The organism is Paenibacillus xylanexedens, assembly GCF_007680605.1.
Classification (GTDB): Bacteria; Bacillota; Bacilli; order Paenibacillales; family Paenibacillaceae; genus Paenibacillus; species Paenibacillus xylanexedens_B.
The window spans coordinates 22,152-46,017 of record NZ_VEIO01000009.1; the positions used below are offsets into that span (position 1 = coordinate 22,152).

At 45.5% G+C, this 23,866-nt stretch carries 19 protein-coding genes; 5 read left to right on the forward strand and 14 right to left on the reverse strand.

What is annotated here, in order from left to right; all coding sequences use genetic code 11:
- Window positions 1-11 precede the first annotated feature (11 nt).
- On the reverse strand, window positions 12-557 hold the full coding sequence (locus FS818_RS24620) for a cysteine hydrolase family protein (RefSeq protein WP_145335618.1): 546 nt from the start codon (window positions 555-557) through the stop codon (window positions 12-14).
- Window positions 554-925, reverse strand: a complete 372-nt coding sequence (locus FS818_RS24625) for an iron chaperone (protein ID WP_145335620.1) — start codon at window positions 923-925, stop codon at window positions 554-556. The genes FS818_RS24620 and FS818_RS24625 overlap by 4 nt, the downstream gene beginning before the upstream one ends.
- 193 nt (window positions 926-1,118) lie before the next feature.
- Between FS818_RS24625 and FS818_RS24630 the strand changes: the two genes are divergently transcribed.
- On the forward strand, window positions 1,119-2,201 hold the full coding sequence (locus FS818_RS24630; RefSeq protein WP_145335622.1) for a saccharopine dehydrogenase family protein: 1,083 nt from the start codon (window positions 1,119-1,121) through the stop codon (window positions 2,199-2,201).
- 1 nt (window position 2,202) lies between these two features.
- Here the strand turns inward: FS818_RS24630 and FS818_RS24635 are convergent, their stop codons facing one another.
- Entirely contained in the window at window positions 2,203-2,862 is a 660-nt protein-coding gene (locus FS818_RS24635) for a M48 family metallopeptidase (RefSeq protein WP_145335862.1), read from the reverse strand.
- 161 nt (window positions 2,863-3,023) lie between these two features.
- Between FS818_RS24635 and FS818_RS24640 the strand changes: the two genes are divergently transcribed.
- A complete protein-coding gene (locus tag FS818_RS24640; protein ID WP_145335624.1) occupies window positions 3,024-3,785 on the forward strand; it encodes a GNAT family N-acetyltransferase in 762 nt (253 codons plus the stop codon).
- 90 nt (window positions 3,786-3,875) lie between these two features.
- Here the strand turns inward: FS818_RS24640 and FS818_RS24645 are convergent, their stop codons facing one another.
- Window positions 3,876-4,298, reverse strand: a complete 423-nt coding sequence (locus FS818_RS24645) for an ester cyclase (protein WP_145335626.1) — start codon at window positions 4,296-4,298, stop codon at window positions 3,876-3,878.
- Between the two features lie 255 nt (window positions 4,299-4,553).
- Here FS818_RS24645 and FS818_RS24650 point away from each other — a divergent pair, with 255 nt between their 5' ends.
- Window positions 4,554-7,013, forward strand: coding sequence for a transglutaminase domain-containing protein (locus FS818_RS24650; RefSeq protein ID WP_145335628.1), 2,460 nt, complete (start codon window positions 4,554-4,556; stop codon window positions 7,011-7,013).
- Window positions 7,014-7,157: 144 nt separating this feature from the next.
- Here FS818_RS24650 and FS818_RS24655 read toward each other — a convergent pair whose 3' ends face one another.
- Together FS818_RS24655 and FS818_RS24660 are read right to left on the reverse strand one after the other, a co-directional pair.
- The gene (locus FS818_RS24655; RefSeq protein ID WP_145335630.1) at window positions 7,158-8,060 is read right to left on the reverse strand and encodes an SDR family oxidoreductase; all 903 of its coding nucleotides are present in this window, start codon (window positions 8,058-8,060) and stop codon (window positions 7,158-7,160) included.
- A gap of 231 nt (window positions 8,061-8,291) precedes the next feature.
- Window positions 8,292-9,668, reverse strand: a complete 1,377-nt coding sequence (locus tag FS818_RS24660; protein WP_145335632.1) for an amino acid permease — start codon at window positions 9,666-9,668, stop codon at window positions 8,292-8,294.
- A gap of 303 nt (window positions 9,669-9,971) precedes the next feature.
- Here FS818_RS24660 and FS818_RS24665 point away from each other — a divergent pair, with 303 nt between their 5' ends.
- Window positions 9,972-10,340, forward strand: coding sequence for a DUF6713 family protein (locus FS818_RS24665; protein WP_145335635.1), 369 nt, complete (start codon window positions 9,972-9,974; stop codon window positions 10,338-10,340).
- Window positions 10,341-10,479: 139 nt separating this feature from the next.
- On the opposite strand, the gene FS818_RS24670 is transcribed toward FS818_RS24665, so the two are convergent.
- The 4 genes from FS818_RS24670 to FS818_RS24685 form a co-directional block, all read right to left on the reverse strand.
- Complete coding sequence (locus FS818_RS24670; protein ID WP_260989965.1) at window positions 10,480-14,547, reverse strand: S-layer homology domain-containing protein; 4,068 nt, start codon at window positions 14,545-14,547, stop codon at window positions 10,480-10,482.
- Window positions 14,548-14,922: 375 nt separating this feature from the next.
- A complete protein-coding gene (locus tag FS818_RS24675; protein ID WP_145335637.1) occupies window positions 14,923-15,969 on the reverse strand; it encodes a phosphotransferase in 1,047 nt (348 codons plus the stop codon).
- A gap of 75 nt (window positions 15,970-16,044) precedes the next feature.
- Entirely contained in the window at window positions 16,045-17,817 is a 1,773-nt protein-coding gene (locus tag FS818_RS24680; protein WP_145335639.1) for a SulP family inorganic anion transporter, read from the reverse strand.
- Between the two features lie 179 nt (window positions 17,818-17,996).
- Window positions 17,997-18,326 (reverse strand): ArsR/SmtB family transcription factor, encoded by a 330-nt coding sequence (locus tag FS818_RS24685; protein ID WP_145335641.1) that lies wholly within the window; start codon window positions 18,324-18,326, stop codon window positions 17,997-17,999.
- A gap of 132 nt (window positions 18,327-18,458) precedes the next feature.
- On the opposite strand from FS818_RS24685, the gene FS818_RS24690 reads away from it, so the two are divergent.
- A complete protein-coding gene (locus FS818_RS24690; RefSeq protein ID WP_145335643.1) occupies window positions 18,459-19,178 on the forward strand; it encodes a suppressor of fused domain protein in 720 nt (239 codons plus the stop codon).
- A gap of 200 nt (window positions 19,179-19,378) precedes the next feature.
- Here the strand turns inward: FS818_RS24690 and FS818_RS24695 are convergent, their stop codons facing one another.
- Genes FS818_RS24695 through FS818_RS24710 form a run of 4 tightly spaced genes read right to left on the reverse strand, consistent with a single transcriptional unit; the run spans window position 19,379 to window position 23,684 of the window.
- Complete coding sequence (locus FS818_RS24695) at window positions 19,379-20,191, reverse strand: hypothetical protein (protein ID WP_145335645.1); 813 nt, start codon at window positions 20,189-20,191, stop codon at window positions 19,379-19,381.
- A gap of 26 nt (window positions 20,192-20,217) precedes the next feature.
- On the reverse strand, window positions 20,218-21,798 hold the full coding sequence (locus FS818_RS24700; protein WP_145335647.1) for a glycoside hydrolase family 43 protein: 1,581 nt from the start codon (window positions 21,796-21,798) through the stop codon (window positions 20,218-20,220).
- A complete protein-coding gene (locus FS818_RS24705) occupies window positions 21,795-22,694 on the reverse strand; it encodes a carbohydrate ABC transporter permease (RefSeq protein ID WP_186375587.1) in 900 nt (299 codons plus the stop codon). Before FS818_RS24705 ends, FS818_RS24700 begins: the two co-directional genes overlap by 4 nt.
- Window positions 22,695-22,709: 15 nt before the next feature.
- On the reverse strand, window positions 22,710-23,684 hold the full coding sequence (locus tag FS818_RS24710; RefSeq protein ID WP_186375588.1) for an ABC transporter permease: 975 nt from the start codon (window positions 23,682-23,684) through the stop codon (window positions 22,710-22,712).
- Between the last annotated feature and the right edge of the window lie 182 nt (window positions 23,685-23,866).

The window sequence follows — 23,866 nt, forward strand, 5'->3', positions numbered from 1 at the left end:
ATAAGCACATTCTACTTTTCAGTACCATGGCAGTACACATCACTAAATTCATCTGTATATAAAACCTCTATGCATCCTGACCAATTGAGAATCGTACCGATAAAATCAGGTATATCCAGCCCCTCCATGTCATACGTCTCTTCTGTATTCACCGTACCGGCCGCATCTTCAATCAGTGTCACTTTAAAACCCTCATGTTCAGCAGTGATCGCCGTAAAAAGACAACAATACTCCATGTTAAAGCCAACAATGAATACATGCTCAACCTGCTGATCGCTTAGCCATTTTTTCAATTCAATATTACTGAAAGCACTCGGTTTGTTCTTTTCCAGAACAAGATGTTGCTTCGTATCCACAACAATTTCCAGATGATTTGCTTTCCCGCGGTAGAGTGAGGACTCTTCATGTTGCTCATCAATATGTTTAGTAAACACCATGGGCCAATTCATCTTCTCGAAGGTCGCAATGACCGATTCGATCTTTGACACGGTTGCCGATACATCTCGTTGCATGGTAAGTCCTCGCTGGACATCAAGAACAATTAGACCTTTATTCATCTCTGATTCCTCTCCACGTTCTCCTTCATTCTAAATTCAACAATCTCGCGTATCAAGTTCTCTGGCAATGGCTCATCAAGTGGAAACTGGACGGAACCCTTCGCGCCCTTAAACCTGGAGAGCTGTTCCTTGAACGCCAGAATACCGCTGGGTGCAGGATAAAAGCCAATATGTTTCGTGTATGCCGCAAAATGAACCAGATTCCCATGCTGCGCATATGTAGGCATTTTGTAACTGATCTTTTCTTCAGCGAGCGGAGCCGCTTCCTGAATGATCTGCCGCAACCTCTGTAATTTTAGTTGCACATCTGCTGGAAATGAAGCGATATATTCATCCACCAGCTCCGAGTGTTGTCCGTTTTGATTCATTTTGCGATCCTCCTCCATATCTGTTTAAGAGTGATTTGCAACGAGTACTATTGGCTCTATTGTACGTTATAAGCATGATCGAACAACAACTGTTTTTCTCCGGGAGAACGCATCTACTTGATTTTAGAGATAGATAACCCTACAATATGTTTAAATGTTCGAACATTTAAACATTTAATGGAGGGTTAACTTTATGACTACCACATATCGGAAAATTCTTATCGCCGGCGGTTACGGCGCAGTTGGTGCACAAATTGCCCGCATCTTGCATGACAGACATATTGATCTAGAACTGTTACTCGGAGGCCGTTCTTCTGACAAAACACCTCCGTTTGTTTCAAACCGTGTTCGCACTGTCATTGTGGATACAGCTGCACCCGATCCTCTAATCCACGTCCAAGATGACGTATTCCTAATCATCAATGCCGTAAATGATTTACAGGATTCATTGCTCGTATCTGCCATTCGGCGAGGCATCCCGTTCATTGACGTCACTCGCTGGACAGAGGTATTTCATCAGGCGCATCACACGGCAAAACAAGAAGAGCTCCGCTCCCCTGTTATTTTATCTTCCGGCTGGATGGGCGGGACAGCTTCCTTGTTTGCGATGATGCTCGCAGAGAATCTAAATCATGTGGAGATGAACATCAGTGCCCTGTATTCACTCCGGGACAAAGCAGGACCTGATTCCGTTACTTTTATGGACCGGATGAGCATTCCCTTTCAGATCACTGAATTGAATACTCAGCGCGATGTCTATCCAATGACTGATCCGCTTCCTGTCACTTTTCCCGGAGGATATCACACGCAATGTTACAGGCTCGATACACCGGATCACGTTACGCTTCCCCGGCAGAGCCACATCAATACTTCCAGCTTCCGTATTGCCTTTGATCATAAGTTGTCTACCTACGCACTTGCAGGCCTAGTCAAAACTGGTATTTGGAATATGATTAGTGGCGAACGGTTTACGCCCCTCAGACGCAAGTTGCTCTACAACCCGGGGAATGGTGGCGCCCATCATCTCGTCATCGAACTGAAAGGTATCGATCACTCGGGTAAACAGGTGAAGCGTAGATTAACCGTCTCCGATCCCCAGGGACAGTCCCATCTCACAGCACTCGGTGCTTCTATTCAGGCGGATAAGCTGCTTCGCTTGCCTGCTGACCAGCCGATGGCTGCAGGAATTTATTATCCTGAGCATTGGCTGGATCACCATACGAATCGGGATGCCGCTGTACAATTTTACACAGAACACGGTGTTCAACTCGGTTAATCTACAGCGTCATGGCTCGGCCATTACGCATGAGATAATCTTCTTTTTCCTTGTAATCCGGCATAATACTACCTACTCTCCGCCAGAACGAACGGTCATGATTCATATGATGAATATGGCACAGCTCATGGATAATGACATAATCAATAACTTCTGGCGGTGCCATGGCAAGGCGGTAATTAAACGTCAGCTTTTTGTCCCAGCTGCAGCTCCCCCATTTCGTGGGAGAGTCTACGATGTCGATAGACTTCGGCTTCACCTTCAGTTCCTGCTGATAACGTGTAATTCGCTGCCCAATCATGCGCTTGCATTCGGCAAAATAAAACTTTTTCAGGTTCGCACGAAGCTCCTCTTCCGTAAATCCCTCTACCGGGATTAAGTCATGCAGGGCATGAGCCTGGCCAAAAAGCAGCAATGCACCCTTGCCCTCTTTCTCGTAATCCTTGGCTTGGGGACCGTCCAGCACCTGCTGCATGCGGGTGGATTTTTGTATAATCTCGGCGCCATGCTGCAGGACCAGCTGACGAATCACCTCCTCATTTGTGCCGTTCGGTGCCTTGATGGTGACCATGTAGGGCAGATCCATCGTGATGGAGGCTTTTTTTCGTTTGCCTAGTTCGATATGACAAGTAATCTTGTGTCCCTGAATCTCTATGTTAATCATTCGTTGTACTCCATTTCACAAATTAATCTATGTATCGATTATATCATTCAGATGACTAACATCCGAATCATCTCGATTGAATTTTTATACATTTTTATGTATTATTATTTGATCTGATTGTTATATTGCCTGTACCCCATGTTAGGAGGATAAGCCACATGTATGCAACAGAAAACAAACATCGTTTAATTGAAGAGTTAACGCTCAACCACTGGCAGCCTTTATCCACTTCACTATATGACGGTTGGGTACTGCGTTTTGCCAAAGGATATTCGAAACGCGCCAATTCCGTTCAGCCGATCTACCCTTCTACTCTGGATGTGCATGAAAAGATCAAAACCTGTGAGAATATCTACAGTTCAAACCGGTTAAATACAGTTTTTAAAATAACCCCGTTCGTTCAGCCAGGGGAATTGGATCAACTTTTACAAGACAAAGGTTATGACGTCGTGGATCGAACCCTGGTACAGCTTCGAGACCTGAAGGATCTGAAAGCTGCTGAACATCTACAGGTACATATCGAGGAACAGTTAACGGAAGAGTGGTTAAACCATTTTTGCCGTTTGAATGCGGTCAGTGAAGCGTTTCGGGGAACCATGGCTCAGATGTTATTCAATGTCCGTGCGAAGACGGGATTCATCACACTGTTTGTTGACGGCTTTGTGGTGGCTTGTGGGCTTGGTGTGGTTGAGCGCGGATTCATTGGGCTGCACGACATCATTACGGATAAGGACTACCGTAACCGCGGACTGGCGGAACAGATGATTCTGCATCTGTTGCAATGGGGGAAAAGACATGGTGCTGTTTCAAGTTATCTGCAAGTGGTCGAGGGCAATGAAGCTGCACGGCGACTATATGCCAAATTGGGATATACCGATGCCTATTCGTATTGGTACCGTGTTAAGAATCATGCATTGTAAGACTCCATCGTTTGGCAAAATCTCAACTAAATTTAATACAGGCCTCTCTTTTGTAAAAAAGAAAGGCCTCAACTGCTCCATCGTTGACTTTTATGCGTTCAGGTTGCGTTCCAATTGTTTTTCTATACCTAATCTATCGATTTGAATCCAGTATTCCACGATTTTGCCTTCCTCCACCCTGTAAACAGCACTGGCAATCTCAATTACCGGGAGCCCCGTTGGGCTGTAATGATCCACCTGGCCTGTATGGATACCCGATTGTTTCCAGCGCACATATACTTTGTTGCCTTGGGCAATCATCTCTTGAATCTCCAGTGTAAAAGAACCATATGCCTCAATCATCTCGCGCACATGAGCTGCATAATCGGCAGGTGTTCTGTTTACCGTGACATCTTCCTCGGATACCACTTGATGGGCTAACACCTGTTCCGCCATCACTTGATTGGCATAATCCGGATTCCGGCCTGACCGGACTTCTTCGAAAAATGTTCGCACAACCTGTTCTGCAATCATACAAGATGCCTCCTCCAACATTCTCCTCTAGGGATGAAATTATTAACTCCGATTGAACCATTGTATCATCATTTCTATGTAAAAATTGCTAAACTGTTCTACCTATATATAGGTCTACGAACCCCCTACAACCTACCTTGACAATAAGTAGATATGACCATAAACTATCAAAGGTATTAGGAAATTAATAGGAGGTTTTTGCGGTAGGAGGATCCAAATTAAGTTTTACCCAGAATAAGTAGAAAGCGGTGTACCATGAAACGATTATTTTTTATGATGTTTGTATTTACCCTGTTGCTGGCTGGTTGCCAGAGTAATGATCAGGAGAGTAGCCCGTCTGAGAACAAATCAACTGAACCCAAGCAAGGCTCCAGCATTTTAAGTTTGAAAGAAAAGTATGGAACAGCCTCGGAAAAAGCAATTATGCCCATGTACAATGTGGCTCAGGATGAAGAATTTACGTTTAAGTTCAAAGGCGATTTGAGAAAGTTGAATTTATCTTCAGATGATATTATCTCCGTACATACCGATATTAAAGCACTAGAGGCTAGTAAGGTATATGCACTACCAGAAATTAATGAAGACAGCGTATCGATTAAACCCTTAAGCTGGGGGGTGTTAAGCTCGGAAGCGATGAAAACGAAGGGAAGCAGCGGTTGGGGCGGAGCTCCAATCTATTATATTCGTCTAAACTATGATCCGGATGCAGAGAATCCCACTTTGCTTGATCAACCACTTATCATCCCATTTACAGTGAAATCGGAGTTGCCCGTACCTAAATTGAAGTATGTTATCGACAAAGACAGACGATTAACGCTTGCATGGGATAAAGTTGAAGGTGCTACCCAATATAACATTTATAAACGTATCGACCGAAGTCGAATTTTTGATCCTAACAATCTTGCTCTTCAAGGTGCAGAGAACGCTTATAGTGAAAGTACACCTCTGGTTATTGCAACCACAACCGAGACGACCTTTAATGACTTTATGAAAGATGGAAAAGGCGGCCTTGGTATTTACAATGATATTGTTACAACACACCAGAATTCCGGTATTCAGGGAGAATACTACGTTACTGCAGTCGGGGAAGGCAAAGAGTCCAACTTTAGCAACGGAGTTGCCACAGCCCCACTAGCCTCCCAGTTACCATCCGCATTAAAAGAAGATTTTTATCGAGACAAGTTGAAAAGCGTTAACGAACTGCCACAGAAAATAACGGTAGAGTACAATGACGGCTCACTGGCTCGTGAAACACTTGTCTATGATACCTCTAATGTAGAAATTTCACCGTTCAATGAAACGGTCATTCCTTTTCACGTCAAAGGAACAGCGCTTAAAAATTACGTACGTGTAGAGAATGTTACTCAGGAAGATCTAGACAAGCTTGCCCAACAGCGTGTGGCTGATTCCAGTAATGGATTCGTTGAGCCTAAAAATAATACACCTTATGTGCCTGCACCGGATGTACCAACGATTATTAACAACAATGATACTACCACCAGCGAGGAAGCTGCCGATCAGACGGCAAGCGAATCTGCGAGTGATTCCTCGAAAGAGGCATCTGCTCAAGAAACAAATACAGATACAGATACAGATACAGGTGTAGAAGCAGATACAGACTCCCAGCAAAACCTTGTCGACGAGCAGAAGTCTAATACCGAGCAAAATGTAGAACAAGGTAATCAGGAGAACGTGCCTGAGCCAGCTACTGGTGATGATTTCATGAATGCCGATTCTGCGCTGGAAGAAGTTTTGGCTAAAAATATGATTGCTGCTCAGGACAGTATCTCCTTGAAAGCTTTTCCGGAAGCTCAAAATTTTACAACACTCTCGGATGTTGTCTTGAAAGTCATGTACCAGAATCCACTGATTCTTGGGGTAGAAGGCTTCGAATATAACTATGGCACACTGACCCTTTCGATTCATTACAACGAAACGGCTGCAGATATCCAGAAAAAACAAACCGAGATTATCGCCAAAGCCAAAGAGGTTGTTGCTTCCATTATTAAACAAGGCATGAGCGATGACGAGAAACGTAAAGTCATCTACGATTATTTGAACGACAATGCAAAATATGATGATGCTGCACTCGAAAATGCAGAGCAAAACAACTTTAAGCATGTGGATGCACAGTTTAATGATTCGTTTACCACCTATGGTATTCTCGTCAAAGGCGTCGGCGTATGCGCAAGTTATGCTTCTGTATACAAACTGCTCTCAGATCTGTCCGGCTTGGAGAGTATCGTGGTTACAGGAACCTCCAGTGGCGTACCTCATGCATGGAACAAGGTGAAAATCGGAAACGAGTGGTTCAACGTTGACGCAACCAATAATCTGACCAACTCTGGAATTCCTTATTTCTTGTATAATACCAATGATGAAACGGCTGCAAGTCAGAAGACTATCGCGGATAAAGATTACTGGCTCGATTCCGAACTCAGTATGTTCAAAGGCGAAAGTGACGCCAATGATTATTATGTACAGAACGACCTTGAAGTCGATTCAATTAACGATTATAAGAGCAAAACAGAGACACATTTGAAAAAGGGAGAGGCTTCCGTCGTTCTCAGGTTTGCCTCACCTGTTGACTTCGATGAACTGTTGAATGCAACAACGGAAGCGGTGACTGCGGTGAATGAAGCACTGCTGGATAACGCGGAGCTCGCCACACTAGGCAGCTATGTACTACTTGAAACGAAGTCGGAGCAAAAATAAACCAACTTCTGATGTAACACAACACATACAAACAGGCCAAAGCAGAGTACACTCTGCCTTGGCCTGTTTTATTTGGAAACTTGATGGAATGGATTGATCTCCAATACCGAGGTTTTTCAATATAACTATACCGCCTTCTCCCGATTATGGACTAACCGTACCACCATTGGCATTCAAGGTCTCTCCGCTCACATAGCTGGATTCCTGACTCGCCAGGAATACGTAAGCCGGGGCCATCTCGGCAGGTTGTCCTGCCCGGCCGAGCGGTGTGTTGTTGCCGAATTCCGCCAGTTTCTCTACAGGTTGTCCACCAACCACCTGTAGAGGTGTCCACACTGGCCCTGGCGCGACAACGTTCACACGAATACCTTTGCTGCCAACCTGTTGGGCGAGTGCTTTGCTAAAGGTATTGATGGAAGCCTTTGTCGTTGCATAATCCAGCAAGGTCGGAGACGGTTTATACGCCTGAATCGACGAAGTATTGATGATCGAACCGCCTGCTTTCATGTGTTTGACTGCTGCTTTGTTGAGCCAGAACATGGAATAAACATTCGTTTTGAACGTCGCATCGAATTGTTCCGTTGTCAGGTCGGCGATCTGCTCGACAAACTGCTGTTTGCCCGCCACATTAGCCAGAATATCAATGCCACCAAGTTCTTTGACCGCCGTTTCGATCAGTTCCTCACAGTACTTCTCATCCTTCAGATCACCTGGGACAGCAATGGCTCTGCGGCCCGCTTCCTCAATCAGTTGCACTACTTCCTTGGCATCTGCTTCCTCTTCCGGCAGATAGGAAAGTACAACATCCGCTCCTTCACGTGCATAGGCTATTGCCACCGCTCGGCCAATCCCGCTATCCGCACCGGTAACGACTGCTTTACGACCCGTAAGGCGTCCGCTGCCTTTATACGTTTTTTCACCGCAATCCGGAACAGGAGTCATCTCACGCTGCAATCCCGGCTCATCCTGCTGCTGCTTCCACTCCTTCGTTGCCTTCGGATATTGTGTCGTTGGATCTTGAATCGAATGCTGATCTTGCGTAGCCATGTTTGGTTCCTCCTCGGTTCGTATTTATGTGTTGTGAATTTCATTTGCGTAAAGGTGTACTCTTTCCTTTGTAACCGAGATGCCCGTTATTTAAACTGCAAAAAAAACACTCCTTCAACATACGGGACTCTTTGCGAGTCACCCAGTATGTTCAAGAAGTGCATCATCATTGTTGCTACATAGGTAGCTTATCATTGGTAAAACGGATTACATTACAGATGTAATTATTATTTATTTGGAATCGTTAGCTTTGGACTGCCGACCACCGATGCCAAATACGTAATAACCAACCACTACAATCGCCATAAACGTTGCCCCCACAATCAGTGGCAGACGTGTATCCGGGTTAAAGGCCATACCGATAATGACCAGAATCAGATACACAATAATAATGTAATTGCTGATGGGGAACCATTTGGACTTAAAATTATGCTCCGCCAGGTCCTGCCCCCAACGCTTTCTGAATCTGAACTGACTGAACGCCAGCGCAAACCAAGGCACCATACCGGGCAATACACTTGCGCTGTAAATGTACAGGAACAGCTTCGAATCAGGCATCAGATAGTTGAGTACAACCCCGATCAGAAGAAGAGAGATGGTCACTACGATACTGTTACGGGGAACCCCGCCTTTGGACAGCTTTTTGAAAAAAGCCGGTGCTTGTCCGTTCTCTGCCAGTGTGTATAACATCCGTCCTGCGCTGTAGATCCCGCTGTTACATCCCGACATCGCTGCTGTTAACACTACGAAGTTGATGATACCTGCCGCTGCAACAATGCCCACTTTGGCAAAGGTTAGCACGAATGGACTTCCAGTCTCTCCTACCTCGTTCCAAGGATACAACGTGACGATCACAAATATCGCACCTACGTAGAAAATGAGAATCCGCCACACAATGTTTTTAATGGCTTTGCGCAGCGTGTATTTCGGATTTTCTGCTTCCCCAGCTGTAATTCCGACCATCTCCACACCCTGGTAGGCAGCCGTGACAATACATAGCGCAAACAGGAATCCTTTGATGCCTCCCGGGAAAAAGCCTCCGTGACTGATTAGATTGGACAAACCAATCGGCTCTCCTCCATTTCCCCATCCGAAGAAAATAAGACCTGTTCCGATGACAATCATCGCCACGATTGCGGTTACCTTGATCATCGCAAACCAGAACTCGAATTCGCCATAGAACTTCACTGCTGCCAGATTGGCTGCCGCAATAATGAGCACACCCGCGAGTGCCGGAATCCACTGGGGAATATCCGGGAACCAGTATCCCACGTAAATCCCGATGGCTGTAACTTCCGCCATACCCACCGTAACCCACAGGAACCAATAACTCCAGGCCGTGAGGAACCCGGCAAGCGGGCCAATATATTTGTGAGCAAATGTCGCAAACGAACCGGTTACCGGCTCCTGAATCAACATCTCCCCCATAATACGCATGACAAAAAAGATAATGATCCCGGCCAGCAAATAGGCCAGTAACACGGACGGACCAGCCCATTTGATCGTGCTTGCCGATCCCATGAACAACCCGACGCCAATCGTACCGCCGAGCGCAATCAGCTCAACATGGCGTGGTTTCAGCCCTCTCGATAGTTCTTTTGATTCCAAGTGATTCTCCCCTTTTCTCATAAACAGCTTCCAATTATCATTCCACTTCAATCCACTTACATTAACGCAATGCAGAATTACTTCATCAAATTGTACGAGATGTGAAGCAGAAATACAATATGGATTATGAGGAAGTAAGCACTCACAGGTACATATGTCAAAAATTGCTCAAATCTTCAATCATTTCTTTCTGATATGAGTAGCGCTTTTGCTTATGTTACCGGAACTTTTCCGGTGGGAGTACCGTATTATTTTTAATGCCTTTAACAACCGATCCATCAAAATTAAAATAGGAGGATAAAGATGCCAAGTTTGTTATTGATCTTATTTCTGTTTAACCTCTCCCTGTTTCTTCTGCATGAAATGGATGCGATCCGGCGGTCCGAATGGAAATTGTTTATCGTGTTAAAAGATATGGAAGCAGAAAAAGCATATACCTATTTCACCTGGATTCATCTTCCACTGTATACGATCATCTTCTCACTTCTTTTCAGTTCCTATCAGACCATAACATTCTGGATACTGGATATATTTTTTATCATACATACCGTATTACACTTCTTTTTTGAAAAGCATCCTCAGAACGAATTTAAAAACAGGTTCTCCAGATCATTGATCTATCCAATGGGATGCATTGCACTGATTCATTTAATATTCCTTATGTTGAAATAAACATACTAATCCTTAGGAGGTTTGCCCCCATTATTACTCTCCATAACAGAGAGCCTATTCTATTTCTATGGACAAAAAAAGTTCCTTGGTCATATCCTTACCGGATACAATCAAGGAACTTTTTATAGTTATTAAATAATCAGATTAACCCTGATTTTTGAAGCAGACGTTTAGCAATGGCTGCCACCTCAGCTCTTGTAATCGGAGCTTTAGGAGCAAGCTTTCCTTGGTTTCTCCCTGTAAAAATACCTGTTTGCACACTATCAACCATGCCACTGTATGCCCAGCTGGATACATCGGTTGTATCGCTAAATTTCTCTAACCCTATAGACTCGGAGGAAGCAGAGAGTTTGCCTTTCAGCCCGGTTAACTCCATGGCTTTAGCCATAATCGTCATGGCTTGTTCCCTTGTAATCTTTTCGTCAGGACGGAAAGTTCCATCTTCAAAGCCTTCCAGCAATTGATATTCATAGGCCGTATTGATCGCTGGACTGTACCATGCATCATTCGCAACATCGGTGAAAGCACTTGCCGAGGCATTAAGCTTCAGTCCCAGGCTGCGTGCCAATACTATGGCGAATTCCGCCCGTGTAATGTCTCTTTCCGGTGTGAATAAACCTTCCCCAGTACCCTCCATAACCATACGTGAGCCCATATCGTTCACTTCAGATTTCGCCCAATGATTCTGGACATCATGGAATTCAATAGGATTCCATACGATCGAATAGGTACTGTTGGTTAAACTGTTCACCTTAGCAAAATATTTGGAATCGTTAACCACTACCTGTGTTGGCACATGTCTGACAGATCCATCCTGTTCGATAACGACTCCTGTTGTAATCCGGTTGATATCGACTCCGTCAGGGATTGCAACTGTTCGTTCAACATATACGTTAAACTTTGTGATATCAATGATTCGATCTCCATACATGACGCGTGCTTCAAAATTATGCGTGGGGGCAACCAGTGTAAATTTATTTTTTTCAGCTGCATCTGCAACGACTTTTAACATCTCGGCTCGAGGCGTTGCGATTTCAATCTGAATTTGGATATCTTTGAGATCAATAGACTGGCCAATTTGGTTGGACAATGCTTGAATGTTAATTTGCCCAGAAGGCAACGTGTAGGTCGCAAAAGGAGCTTGAATTTTCAAGACTGCCCTTTTATCCTCCATGTTCTTGATCATTTGACCATTAAGTTCCCCAATAACAATATCAGACTTGGTATTGAGCAGAATCGTAACCGTTGCCCCGTTACCTTCGGATGACAGCTTTTCATCCAGCTTTGCAGAATCTACTGTAATTGTATTGGTACTCTGGCCATTGTTCTCGCTAAGCTTCGACGTTCCGATTCGTTCTACTTTTCCGTTAACAAGTACGTCCACACCCGAACTGCCAGATGTTGTTGGCGTTGGAGTCCCTGACCCGGGTGGCTGAACTGGAGTTGAGTTGCCTCCGACAGTACTTCCTCCACTGTTTCCGGTGTTGCCGTCTGTACTCGTTGGAACCACTGGAATAATCGCAATAGACGGTAATGAAGGCTCGCTTTTTCCTGAAGCATTTATGGCCCGCACGGTAAATGTGTAGCTCGTTCCATTCGTTAATCCAGTAACGATGATCGGGCTGCCTACGCCAGTGACCACGGTGTTTCCCGGTAAAACGGTCACTTCATATTCTGTAACGAGACTTCCACCTTGATCTGATGGAGTATTGAAACTTACCGTAGCCTGTCCATTTCCAGCAATAGCTGTCACTCCCGTGGGTGCTGAAATAACGGATAGTGGTGTCGCCGTTACCTCATTAGATCCGGCACTTAGACCACCTATTCCACCTGCCTTCACCATAAAATAATAGGTGGTTCCGTTCATTAGATTCTCAACACGATAATTTCCATCCGTAACCGTTGTAATTGCAGTACTGCTAAACTGACCGGTTACCGTAGATAAATAAATTTCATAATATGCAGCTTCCGGTACAAGATTCCAGTTCAATTGTACTTGGTGATTTCCCGGCGTTGCTACCAGATTCTGCGGGTTAGCAGGAGCATTCGGCAAGTTAACGGTCTGTACCGTCACTTGTGCTACACTACTTGTCGTGCTCGTCGTTTGGATACCACTCACGCCATTGTTGGTGTTGGTCACCACTGCATAATAGTAGGTTGTTCCTGCACTTGTTGTTGGCGCATCATAAGTAGAGCTTGTTGCTCCACTGATCGGCGTCCCACCTGTGGTGCTATTTGTTGCATTGCTGTACCACTGGTAACTTAATGTTCCTCCGTCACTGGTACTTGCTCCGACACTCAGGGTCGGGCTTGTTGCTCCCACGGTAGCTGTGTCATTGGCAGGTTGTGTCGTCATCGTTGGCGCTGTTGCATTCACTAGCGCATGGATTGTGATCTCAACTACATTACTTGTTGTGGTCATCGTTTGGATACCACTGACGCTGTTGTTGGTGTTCGTGACCACTGCATAATAGTAGGTTGTTCCTGCACTTGTTGTTGGCGCATCATAAGTAGAGCTTGTTGCTCCACTGATCGGCGTCCCACCTGTGGTGCTATTTGTCGCATTGCTGTACCACTGATAGCTCAGCGTTCCTCCGTCACTGGTACTTGCTCCGACACTCAGGGTCGGGCTCGTTGCTCCCACGTTAGCCGTATCGTTTACAGGCTGTGTGTTAATCGTTGGCGCTGCGGCATTGATCAACGCATTTACCGTCACTTGTGCTACACTACTTGTCATGCTCGTCGTTTTGTTACCACTCACGCCATTGTTGGTGTTGGTCACGACTGCATAATAGTAGGTCGTTCCTGCACTTGTCGTTGGCGCATCATAAGTAGAGCTTGTTGCTCCACTGATCGGCGTCCCACCTGTGGTGCTGTTTGTTGCATTGCTGTACCACTGATAGCTCAGCGTTCCTCCGTCACTGCTACTTGCTCCGACACTCAGGGTTGGGCTCGTTGCTCCCACGTTAGCTGTGTCACTTGTCGGCTGTGTGTTAATCGTTGGCGCTACGGCATTGACCAACGCATTTACCGTCACCTGAGCTACACTACTTGTTGTGGTCATCGTTTGGTTACCACTCACGCCATTGTTGGTGTTGGTCACCACTGCATAATAGTAGGTTGTTCCTGCACTTGTTGTTGGCGCATCATAAGTAGAGCTTGTTGCTCCACTGATCGGCGTCCCACCTGTGGTGCTGTTTGTTTCATTGCTGTACCACTGATAGCTCAGCGTTCCTCCGTCACTGCTACTTGCTCCGACACTCAGGGTTGGGCTCGTTGCTCCCACGTTAGCTGTGTCACTTGTCGGCTGTGTGTTAATCGTTGGCGCTACGGCATTGACCAACGCATTTACCGTCACTTGTGCTACACTACTTGTCGTGCTCGTCGTTTGGTTACCACTCACGCCATTGTTGGTGTTCGTGACCACTGCATAATAGTAGGTGGTTCCTGCACTTGTTGTTGGGGCTGCATAGCTCGAACTTGTTGCTCCGCTGACCGGAGTGCCGCCTGTATTGCTATTCGTCGCATTGCTGTACCACTGGTAACTTAATGTTCCTCCGTCACTGGTATTTGCACCTAGCGTTAATACGGGACTGCTTGCTCCCACATCAGCATTTTGGTTCGTAGGCTGTGTGTTAATCGTTGGCGCTGCGGCATCGATTACTCCAGGCACAACAGCATCATCCAGGATAATATCATTGATTCCATGCCAGCTTGTCTGATCTACTGAATATAAAAGAACCTTGTCCACATTATTAAAATCCGTACCCAAAGTAAGTCGTTTAGAATTGTAGTTATTTACGACATCATCATTGGTGAATGGGTAAGTCGCAACCCTAACTCCATCACGATACCCTTCGATAACCAGATTGATTGGACCTTCACCCCAATTGGAATAGTTCAGTCCATCAATTTGGAATTTAGAAGAATCACTTCTTTGGATCCCCATACCTTTCCATGATTCATAAGTCTGCACATCATAAGTCGTTAGAAAAGGGAAATAGCCATATTGAGCTTCATTCGCAAATAAAAGCGGTTTGACAAAAACAGTCCCGCTGGTATCACTAATATTGTAAAAGTGGTACACTCTATTCGGAATATCTGTTGATCCACCATCACCATCTACAGCGATACCGTCCGCCCAGGCACTACTATCTGTAGAAGTAAACGTTACAGTAGCTGGACCCGCCGCTGATGCAACTCCCATCCACGGAGTCCACAGAAATCCATTCGAGACAACTAAAATAAAACACAAGATCACGACCGAGACTCTCTTATACAAATTCACTGAACTGTTAATAGTCATCCATCCCTTTCTTATTCCGAAGTGAGAGCCTGTCTTCATCATTAATTGATTGATCAACCTCCAACTGATTCAAAATCCGTATATTTATTACAATCGTCACAATATCGCTAAATTCTTTGGCTTTTTACGAAAATAATATAGATAAATATTTTATTTTTTCATACTTTAATACCATTCAGCTAAATAGCACAAAGAAGAGACTCATACGCATATATGCAGATGAGCCTCTTCCTCTTATTTTCACACCTAAATCGGAGTGATCCCTCTTCAAAACGATTACACAATCCCCATCCCACGAAACTCTTCCAAAAAGTCATTCAGCCAATCCTCGCCGTAATCCAGCGCGCCCATATCACTATCGATAAAGGCCACATCCAGACCCATCACCCAGAACCTGCGAGCGATAATAAACAGATCAACCGCCTGTTCGTCTGCATCTGTAAAGTTCCGAACGGATCGGTAGCCTTTCATCAACGAATCCCATAGCTTTTGTCTCTGCTCCGAATCACCCGACTGCCGTTTCCGAACTTTCACTTGAGCCAGATCATATGCACGCCATCCCGGTGCAGCCCATTCGAAATCATAATGGATGAAGCGTTCTTGCTTCTCAAACACATTGTTGTTTCCATGCATATCCCCGTGACATAAGCCGTAGTCCAGACCTGAACTGGAGACGGCAGAGATCTTTTCTTTTAACACATTGGTAAACGTTCGCAAAAATGCTGTTTCGTTATGACTCTCTCCTATGTAACGAATGATTCGCTCCAGAGGCTCATCAATGAGAAATTTCGTATCCAGCTTAAACCTTTCTTTACTCCGCTCCCCCTTCAACCTTGTGTCTGCCACTGACACCAGTTCTCGCTCCGGTTCCAACTTAATCCCATCCATAGCATGGTGCAGTTCAGCAGCAGACCGGCCAAAAGCGTAGCAGGAATCCTCATCCTCCAGATTATTCTCTGTCCCCTCAATATAGTTAAAGATCACAGCTACCCGCTTTCCTTCAGCTGCATCCAGCATTGTATACCCTGTCTGATCTTTCGTTGGGATAAAGTCTCCCACCTCTGTATGCTCACTTGAACCTAGACCTTCTTTTAGTGCAGTCAGAACACTCAGTTCATAACGAACATCTGCTTCCGCCACCTCAGTACGATATACTCGCAAGATATATACTCCTGTACTCGTCTCTACCCGGTAAGTATCGTTCAAACCCCGTAGCCAAAACCTGCATTCTTCCCACGTTCCGATATCATAATGTGACTGTAATGCCCACTCCAGATATGCCGGACTGAGCACTGAACGCAAAGCCGTTGGATAATTAAACATGGTCAAGTCCCTTCCTGTCTGATATGTCATTAATATACTTAATATATACCATACAGGAATTTATTGGAACGATTATTATAGAGACGTTTTAGCCGTAGCTACTTTCCACTTTTGCTGTTGCTCAGGTTTAGATTCGATACCGGAACCCGACAAAGACGCGCACTCCCGAAAAGCGAAATGCTTACACCCCTTACACTTCTCTTCATTCAGATGCTGCAATGCATAATTAATGGCTTCCCCGGTATGTTCAAATCGATGTTCCGGGTGGATTCGCTCCAGCAAACCTGTTCGTTTCAGTATTTCGAGCGGTTGCTCCTGAAGACCTGACAACAGTACGATCCCGCCTGAACGTTCAAAATGTTTGATTAAACTAGTCAGGTTAGCCTCTCCTGTTGTATCTATAAAAGGAACTTTCCCCATGCGCAACAAGAGCATACCTGGACGCTCCGGAAGTGAATCCATAACCGATTTTTCAAACATATCCGCTGCACCAAAAAATAACGGCCCTTCGATCGTATACAGGCTGATCTGTGGACAATCATGTCCCTCCCGTACCATATGAGCCATCACTTTCTCATGTTTATGATCCGGATCAGGCAGTACCTTGGCTACCTTCAACATCTCGCTCATTCGTTTTACAAACAAAATGACCGCCAGAATCAGCCCTACCTCGACCGCAGTCGTAAGGCTCGTAAATACCGTAAGCAGAAAGGTCAGAAGCAGGACAAGCGAATCTCCCGTTCTGGTTCGCAGTACATAAGCAAACGATTTTCGTTCACTCATGTTCCAGGCTACCAACATCAGAACCGGCGCCATGCTGGCAAGCGGAATATGGGATGCATACGGTGCAAACAAAATCAGAACAAGCAGAACCACGACACCATGAATCACACCGGACAAAGGGGATACCGCACCTGATTTAATATTCGTTGCTGTACGGGCAATGGCTCCGGTCGCTGGAATACCGCCGAACAGCGGTGTGACCAGGTTGGCAACTCCCTGCCCGATCAGTTCCCGGTTGCTGTTATGGCGACTGCCTGTCATACCATCGGCGACAACAGCGGACAACAGTGATTCAATACCACCGAGCATAGCAATGACAAATGCAGGCTGCAGCAAATTCACGATACGCTCCCATGTGATCTCAGGCAGGTGAAACCCAGGCAGGGTTCCTGGAATCGTACCGAAGGATGAGCCAATCGTAGCCACCTGATCCTTGAAGAAAACGGCGGCGATAACCGTCGAACAAATCAAACCGAGCAGCGAAGCGGGCACTTTAGGTGCAAACTTCGGCACAAGCAGAAGAACAGCCAGGCACACCCCCGCTGTGAGCAAACTGTATATATTAATGGTACCGATGTGCATCCCGATCTCTTTCATGTTGGAGTAAAAATCCTCGTGTTTCGTGACACCGGTAAGACCCAGTACATTCACGATCTGCCCGCTAAAAATTAAAACGGCAATACCCGCCGTAAAACCAATCGTCACAGGCCTTGGTATAAATTTGATTAATGCTCCAAGTTTGAATACACCCATAACAATGAGCATTAGCCCTGCCATCATGCCGGCAATCAGCAAATTTTCATAACCATACTGCATGACTATAGCAAAAAGAATCGGAATGAATGCGCCTGTTGGCCCACCAATTTGAAACTTGGACCCGCCTAGCAGTGAAATCAAAATACCTGCAATAATGGTAGTATACAATCCATATTCCGGCTTGACTCCAGAAGCGATGGCAAAAGCCATACCCAGAGGAATCGCAATAATACCTACAATCAGCCCCGATATCAGATCCTTGCGAAAATCAGCTATTCGATACCCCGCATATCTCCCGATGCCTTTCATGCTCCATAACCTTCTTTTCTTCATATATTTGAATATTTGAATATATATTGAACACTACTCCTTGATATATGCTCTGTCAATCACAAATATCACAATCCATGGGATTGTACCCGGATAGAAAATGAAACAAAAAAACAAGAGATCCCGTTCAAACTTACGGTTGCTCTTGTTTTCCTGTGTCAACTGTCTTTACGTATACCCTCCAGCATCGAAATCGCATCGACCAGATGGTTATCAAAAATCTGTTTGGCAACAGTCAGCAGGTCTTTAATCAGCGGATCCCGCAGTGAGTAAGTGACGGTTGTGCCTTCTTTAATGCCTTGTACCACATTTTTGCTGCGCAGCACAGCCAGCTGCTGAGATACCGCAGAACCTTCCGTTCCAAGATTGCTTTGCAATTCATTGACGCTTTTATCTCCTTCACTCAGCAATTCCAGAATACGAATCCGCATCGGATGTGCCAGTGCTTTGAAGAAATCGGCTTTGAACTGTTGTACGTTCTGATTCATTTCCCTTTGCTCCTTCAATCGAACTCTTCGCCATGCTCACATCATACCATAGAACGAGGTTCATACTTCAATTCACATGATATGATAAGATGGAAAAGCGAGTACATTATACTGTGCAAGGGAGCTGTAAACATGTCCAAATCATCCGAATATTCACCCTCTGGCGTCCCCATACTTCGTCATAAGGATAAGAATCGTGAGTGGCAGTCTACTTCTTATGCAGAAGACGAATGGCTGGAGCGAATCGAGCAACACGCAGATACTTATCTAGGCGAAGCCGACTCCGTATTCCATGAGCTCATATCAGACAAAGTTCATATCGATGTACATATCATTCATCCAACACCAGAGCGTAATTATTATACGTTGTATACGACAGGCATGAGTGCTTTGCCGATGAACACGCCTGAAGATGCACAGGAATACGAGTATGCTGAACTGATGATTTGTTTACCGCCAGATTGGCCTCTACTGGAAGAGGAACTGGAGGAATCGGATAATTACTGGCCGATACGATGGTTGAAAACGATGGCTCGACTGCCACATGACTATGATACCTGGCTGAGTTGGGGGCATACGGTACCCAATGGCGACCCCGCAACGCCACTCTCTAGCAAGACTGACATGTGTGCCTTTATCGTACTTCCTCCACTTGAGACGGACGAGGATTTCTTGACGCTCGACATGCAGAGTGGACAGACTGTGCACTTCTATGCGATCCTGCCTCTTTATCTAGAAGAGCTTGAACACAAGCTGGAGTATGGCTTGGACGCTCTGCTTGATCAATTTGAAGCACATCACGTGAACGAAATTTTGGATGTGAACCGGGTCAATACCTGCGGAGATGCGTAGCATTAATCATTGGACACTCCTCTGCAATCCCTACTGAACACAACTTGAATACAAATTCATGAAAAAGCTTCAGAAGACATGAAGAAATGCATGGGTTATGCAGTTACGAACGCTTGCAGAAATCATTAAACGGCCTTACTCCCCATTTATTAAAGGATTAAGGCCGCTTAAACATGTTATCTTCTTAATTAATTCTGGACCTATTTGTCCAGCTTCATAAATTGTTGAAATTCTTTTCGAGTCATTTTTTTGATCGGTTTAACCTTTTTGGCTGCTGTATTATATCTAAAAAGACTCATTTGATCGGAAGGGTACTCACTAATGTAATCAAACGATTTTCCGTTTTTGTGCCAAAGGATAACCCCTGTACTGATATAGTTTATTGTACGCGGTATATATTCAAAAGTGCCTTTATTCGCATCGTATATGGCTAGCGAACTCTTCTCCGTATTCCCATATGAAATTGCGAGCTTATCCTCCACAGGTGACCAGTTAAATGAAGGGATACTCTCTACGCCTTTCTTACCTTCCTCTGCAAGGCGATCATTTAAAATCGTGGATTCACCTGTCTTAAGGTTCACAAGAATGACAGCATTACCAGCACTTTTTGCTGCCTGCACAGTTACCCAATTACCTGAATTTGAATCAACAACACGTATTACTTCATGCCATTTTTCTCCCAAATCATCGGCTTTTATTGTCTGTTTCATCTTTCCTTTAGAAATGACAATAGAACGAATTACTTTGGATTCTGGTGCAGGGACGTTTTCTTCCTCTACGATGTTTGCGATTAATTCAATATTTTTCCCATTCCAGATCACTTTGTTCTTACTTAACGTTTTTTGGAATTTGGGAACTTCTTGATACAAAGCGGGTTCTACCGATGCAGATTTTACAGAAGTTAATGATGTCATCTTACTACCCTGATCAGCTGATACTTGAGAGACCCCGGACAAAGTTGCGATGACTCCTATCGCTACTACACTCGACAGGATGGTTTTTGCAGCTTTCATTATACAATCTCTCCTTCAATGAGAGTTTAATTGTACGAACCGTATTCGAACCAGTCAAAGTCGGCAACCTGATCAGAAGCCTTACCATTACTGCTGCTGAACATGCCGATACAGCACCCAACAAAACCACCAGCCACTTCCGTGCTCAAGCTGGTCGTATTCACTTGTCCTGCAGCCAGATGATACTTACTTCCATCTGTGCTGTAGTAGAAGCTGAGTTGCTGTCCTAGCGCCACCATTTTAAGGTAAACACGCGGAGTTTCTCCATCCAGCACAACTTGGCCAACCTGTGATTCCTCACCATCAAGCCACGTCATTACCCGCAGCACCTGCTGCTCACCTTCACATGCCCGTTCAATCCGCACATGATACTGATCATTCTGGATAACCACCAGACCCGCCGTCTCATATTCATGCTGCGGCACAAATTCCATCGCAGTCGCTGCAACATAATCCATATGCCGCTGCCGTACACAGACAAAGCTGGAATTCTCAAGTTCCTTCAATGTTTGCGGTTTCAGCTTCAAGCGCAGGTAACCTTGGCGTTCAGTCAACGAGTACAGATCCTCCTGAGGATTACGCAGGAACATCCAATGCAAGCCCAATTCATCATTGTCAAAATTTTCACAGCGCAGATCTGGTTCCACAGGTACCGCTGGCAGATTCAATACCCCCTGCTCCTCCAGTTTGCCAAGCCCTCGATTGACCACAGGCCAGCCATCTTCCCATTCCACTGAAGCAATAAATGTCTCCCGGCCAAGGTTGCTGAAATCGCCGCCATACGGTCTGGAAGCCAACATCACCATGAACCACTCACCGTTAGGTGCCTGTACCAGGTCAGCATGTCCTACGTTGATGACTGGATAATGCTTGCCCATATGACGATGCGTAATAATCGGGTTATTCGGATTCCCGACATAACCGCCAGTCAAACTGCCGCTGCGTGCAATGGTAACTGCATGGTTCAGACCTGTACCACCTTCGGCAATCATCAGGTAATAATACTCACCAATTTTGTACAAGTGCGGGCCTTCAGGCCAGATGACATCTACCATCGCTCCGCGCCAGAGAACATAGCTGTCTCCGACCAGCCTCATGCTGCCGAGATCCAGTTCACGCAGCCATACTTCCCAGTTGCCATTGTAACGCACGCCTTCCGAGCAAGGCCGTGTTCCTAAATAATATGCTTTGCCGTCTTCATCGAAGAAAATCGTTGGATCGATACCTTCCGCACCTTCGATAAAATAAGGATCAGACCATGGCCCAGCCGGATCGGTAGCGGTTACAACAAAGTTTCCACCATGAGATACATTCGTTGTGATCATATAAAAGAGCCCATCATGATGCCGAAGCGTCGGTGCAAAGATCCCCTGCGAATGTCCTGCGCCCTCCAGCTTAAGCTGAGACTCACGATCCAGCACATTACCGATCTGCTTCCAATGAACCAGATCACGGCTGTGAAAGATCGGAACGCCGGGAAAATAGGCAAACGTGGATGTGACCAGATAAAAATCTTCCCCTACCCGGCAGACAGACGGGTCTGGATAAAATCCCGGCATGATCGGATTGTTAAACGTGCATTGCTCGCCTTGATTAACATTGTTCATTCTTTTACCCCTCCAATGGTGAGTCCAGTGACAAAGTATTTTTGCAAGAATGGATAGAGCACGACAATGGGCATCGCGGTCACGATGGTGATGGCTGCCCGAATGGATACGGGGGTGACCATATTGGTCACATTTTTGTATTGATCCACATTGACCGTTCCCCCTTGTGACGTCGCCGAAGATAACAGCTTCATCAGTTCATATTGCAAGGTGGTCAAATTGCGGTTACCTGCCGTATAGAGCATGGAGTCAAACCAGGAGTTCCATTGACCTACAGCAATAAAAAGTGCAACCGTAGCCAGCACCGGTTTGGAGAGCGGAAGCACAATACGCATAAAGATGCGGAAATCTCCTGCACCGTCCATTTTCGCTGATTCAATCAGTCCCTCGGATAACCCCTGAATGTAGGTTCGGATGACAATCATGTTAAATACCCCGATCAGGCCGGGAATAATGTACACCCAAAAGCTGTTCAGCAGTCCCACTTGTTTGATCAGCATGTACCCCGGAATCAAGCCGCCGCTGAAATACATCGTGATCACAAAGAGTGTAGTCACAAACTTGTTAAACATATATTCCTTACGGCTCAGCACATAAGCTAGCATGGCTGTACAGAAGAGCTGTACTACGGTTCCGATGACCGTTCTGGCAACCGAAATAAATGCCGCTTGGGTCAGATGTGGATTTTGGAACACGGAAACGTAGTTTTGCAGCGTCCATTCTCTCGGCCAGAGATAGATTCCCCCGCGAATCGTATCGAGACCGTTATTGAAAGATACGGCAATGGTGTTTAAAAAAGGATATAACGTAACAACCATAACAAGCAACATAAATATGCCATTGGTGATGGAGAAAATAGAGTCACCCAGGCTTCGTTTTCCGCTAATTCGATTCACAGCGCTGCCCCCTTATCATATCAACCGCTCTTCACCAAGAGATTTGGCAATCCCGTTGGCGATAAAGATGAGCACCAGACTGACCACACTTTTGAAGATTCCTGCCGCGGTAGCAAGTGAGTAGTTTCCAAGATTAATTCCGTATTTCAGAACAAAAATATCAATCGTTTCGGATACATCCTGCACCAGTCCGTTCCCCAGCAAATATTGAATCTCAAAGCCTGCATTCAGTACGTTACCCACATTGATAATCAGCAGGATAATAATAGTTGGTTTGATGCTCGGCAGTGTGACATTCCACATTTTGCGGAAACGGCCTGCTCCATCAATGGATGCTGCCTCATACAGACTTGGATTAATGGACGCCATGGATGCCAGATAGATAATCGTGCCCCATCCGATCTCTTTCCACATGCTGGACAGACCAACGATGCCCCAGAAATATTTGGGTTCGGCAAAGAAATTAATCGGCGTATCGATCAGCCCCAGCTTGGTCATCAGCACATTTACAATCCCGTTTTCCGTTGACAATACATTCGCAACGATGCCTGTCACGATGATCCACGACAGAAAGTGCGGAAGGTACGAAACGGTCTGCACGACCCGTTTAAATAAAACCAGCCGCAGTTCGTTGAGCAAGAGCGCCAGGCCAATCGAACCGACAAATCCCAGAAACAGACTGATCAGGCTCATCGCAAGTGTGTTGCGAATGACACGCAAGAAAGTCGGGTCTGTAAATAACGTCCGAAAATGATCCAGCCCCGCCCATTCCTGCTCCATAAACCCAAGGCCTGGTCTGTAGTTCTGAAAAGCCATGAGCCAGCCCCACAAAGGCCCGTAGGCAAAAATAGCAATAAACGCAATGAAGGGAAATGACATCCACATCAATTGGCGCTGACTTTTCATTCTGGACAAGTTATATCCGAGCCAACTTTTCCCTGAAGGGATATGACTGGTATTCACCGAGGACTGCAACTCCTTTTTAGCCATGCTTTTCTCTCTCCTTGATTACGAGTTTTATCTATATCATCCGCCATGGATGATTCGAATCCATTCCTGTCCAATGGGTACACGTTTATGTGTGGATTAAGAAAGGCTACAGGATGTCCCATAGCCTCTCTGCCTTAAATCTAGCTATTGATTACTGATCTTGCTGATCTTGCTTCTCTTAC